A 2,585-nucleotide genomic window follows, 5' to 3' on the forward strand; every position below is an offset into this window, starting at 1 on the left:
TCCCAATTCTCTTCGCAAGAGCAGGTCAATAGTCGCAGCTAACAATTCGTCCAAGCCGACGCCGCTTCGCGGCGCGGCTTAACTCAGGTGTTAGAACTCAAGGGGGAGAACTTCGCGTGCTCACATTCAAGACACAGTTTCCGATTAACGCCGAAAAGACGTCTGAGGACCTACTTGACTGCGCACAAGCATGGATTTCGGGGAGTCCACATAGCGAGTTGGCACGTAAGCTCAGTGGCATCAAGTTTGAGGATGGCACGTCCGTATCAACGGCAAACGAGTCAGTCCTGTCTTCCTCGTTCAAAGACTCCGAAAGAGAAACGGCGGGAGTGCGATACGAGAAGCGCGAGGATGGCGAAATCAGATGGATAACGGACGTTGTCGGTTCAAAGTCGAAAGATGGATTCATTGTTGCGGTCCAGCTTAGTGTCGACTCCGAGCTTCCTGTCGAGAGATTGGATCAGGGAAAGCGACCATACATCTTGAAAAGCTTGATGGAGAGGATTGGTGGTGGTGTTGATGGCGATCTGATCGTTTCTGACAAGCCAATCCTTCTGCAAGAGCAAGATTTGTCTCTTGCCGCCGACATCATCTGCGCAAAAGCAAATTACACAATGCCGGTTGTGGAGGTAAGCGCTGACAACAGAGACAAACCATTCATCGACCCCGATCAAACCGCGAAATGGCTGTCCGGCATGGCTCATGTTGTTGTCGAGCCCAGCCGGTCCTTCTCTTTCAAGCTCATGCGAGAAGTCTATGGCGAGAACGCATACGGTGGTGCTGTCGGAATCTACTGGCCAGATGGCGTCGGAAAATGGCTGTTCCTGCCAACCGGCAACTACTCCGACCCTAAGGAAATGCAGATTGCCGTATCAAAGAAGGTACGGGCTTCGTTGCTTTCACAGCGAACAAAAAGAGAATGCACTTGGTCCAACCTTCAAGAGCTAATCGCGAGGCACCGCCTCCAGGAACTGAAGGACTCAGGGTCAAATGACATCAATGAGTACATTCGACACTTCGATGCTGAGATGGCCTCGAAGGATGAGGAAATACAACGACTAGAATCGGAACTAGCGCGCGCCAGATATGCGCGCCAGCTTCCCAGCGGCGTATCTAACACTGACGGAACAAATCTTGCTCTTGCCTCTACAGAAAGAGACCTTTATCAAGGTGAGCGCTTAGATATAATTATTGATTCACTCAAAGTCGCTGCCGACGCCGCAGAGCTTCATAGCCGACGCCGAGATGTTTTGACTGACATGATTAAGCAGAACGCGCATTCCGGTGAGCGGGAACAGATTTTGGAGCGACTCAAGCAAGTTTTGCGTCAGTATGACTCAATGACAGTATCTGCTCGCGCTGAACTGGAGTCGCTCGGGTTCGCAATTCTGGAAGACGGAAAACACCACAAGCTCATCTTCCATGATGATTCTAGATATCCATTCATTCTTGCAAAAACTGGCAGCGACTGGCGTGGCGGGCTGAATGCTTTCTCTGATTTGAAGCGCCGCATTTTCTAGTTGATCGCATTGAGTTCTAACAATTCATTCAAGCCGACGCCGCTTCGCGGCGCTGCTTAATTCAGGTGTTAGGCCCCTGTGCGGGCTGCAGTAATATTTGACACATAGGGGGTGAGTAGTGGCGATGACAAAGTGTAAGGAGTGCGGGAACGAGATCAGCACCAAGGCGGACGCATGCCCTAAGTGCGGCGCAAAACAAGTTCGCACTTCTGGCTGCGCCAAGGTCGTCCTGATATTCCTCGGGCTCATCATCGCCCTTTCGATCATTGGACAGTGCAGCCGCAGCTCTTCAGACACATCTACGTCCAGTGCATCGTCAAACGCGCCATCTGCGTCCTCGACCCAAGCAGCACCGACTCCTGCTGCGCCACCGCCCGCGCCAGTACCTGGCGCGCAGTGGACCTACGGCAAGAACGAAGACCCAATGGCCAAGGGCGTCTCGTATGGCGCTCTTGTGCAAAGCACAAACACTGTTGAGTTCGGCTTTCCTTACTCCGGGCCGCAGCATGGCACGCTGACCCTCCGCACCCACCCGCGTCATGGCAAAGACGTCATTCTCAGCATCGAGCGAGGCCAGTTTCTCTGCCGCTCGTATGAGGACTGCACCATCCTTGTTAGATTCGACGACCAGAAAGCGCAGAGCTATTCGGCGGTTGGAGCTGCTGACAGCAGCACGGAGACCATCTTCATTCGCAATTACTCCCGCTTTGTGAGTAGCATGCAAAAGGCCAAGACCGTGCGCATTTCTGCTGAGATATATCAGCAGGGCTCGCCCGTTTTTGAGTTCGACGTGAGTGGCTTCGATGCGTCCAAGTACAAGCCAGTGCAATAACACATCACCGGCAGGGGCCTAACAATTCGTTCAAGCCGAACTTGCTTCGTTACACCAAAGCCATGGCAGAAAGAGCTTGCCATGGCTTTGACTCCACTACGCAAGTCGGCTTAACTCAAGCGTTAGGCCTGGGGAAAGGCTTTCCATTGTTGTCGGCTTCGGCAATTGAATCGCGCTCTGCGTTTCTTGCGTCCTGCTGGGTCGCCGTTGGTCAGTGGTTCGCGCGCTGCGCT

Annotated in this window: 2 protein-coding genes; both read left to right on the forward strand. The window is 53.1% G+C overall.

From position 1 onward, the window contains the following. Positions 1–218: 218 nt before the first annotated feature. Positions 219–1,520, forward strand: coding sequence for a hypothetical protein (locus G582_RS18115; RefSeq protein ID WP_156880557.1), 1,302 nt, complete (start codon positions 219–221; stop codon positions 1,518–1,520). A 424-nt stretch (positions 1,521–1,944) separates the two neighbouring features. Next, positions 1,945–2,352, forward strand: a complete 408-nt coding sequence (locus tag G582_RS17315; RefSeq protein WP_028840225.1) for a hypothetical protein — start codon at positions 1,945–1,947, stop codon at positions 2,350–2,352. The last annotated feature ends 233 nt before the right edge of the window (positions 2,353–2,585 follow it).

Source organism: Thermomonas fusca DSM 15424 (assembly GCF_000423885.1).
Lineage (GTDB): Bacteria > Pseudomonadota > Gammaproteobacteria > Xanthomonadales > Xanthomonadaceae > Thermomonas > Thermomonas fusca.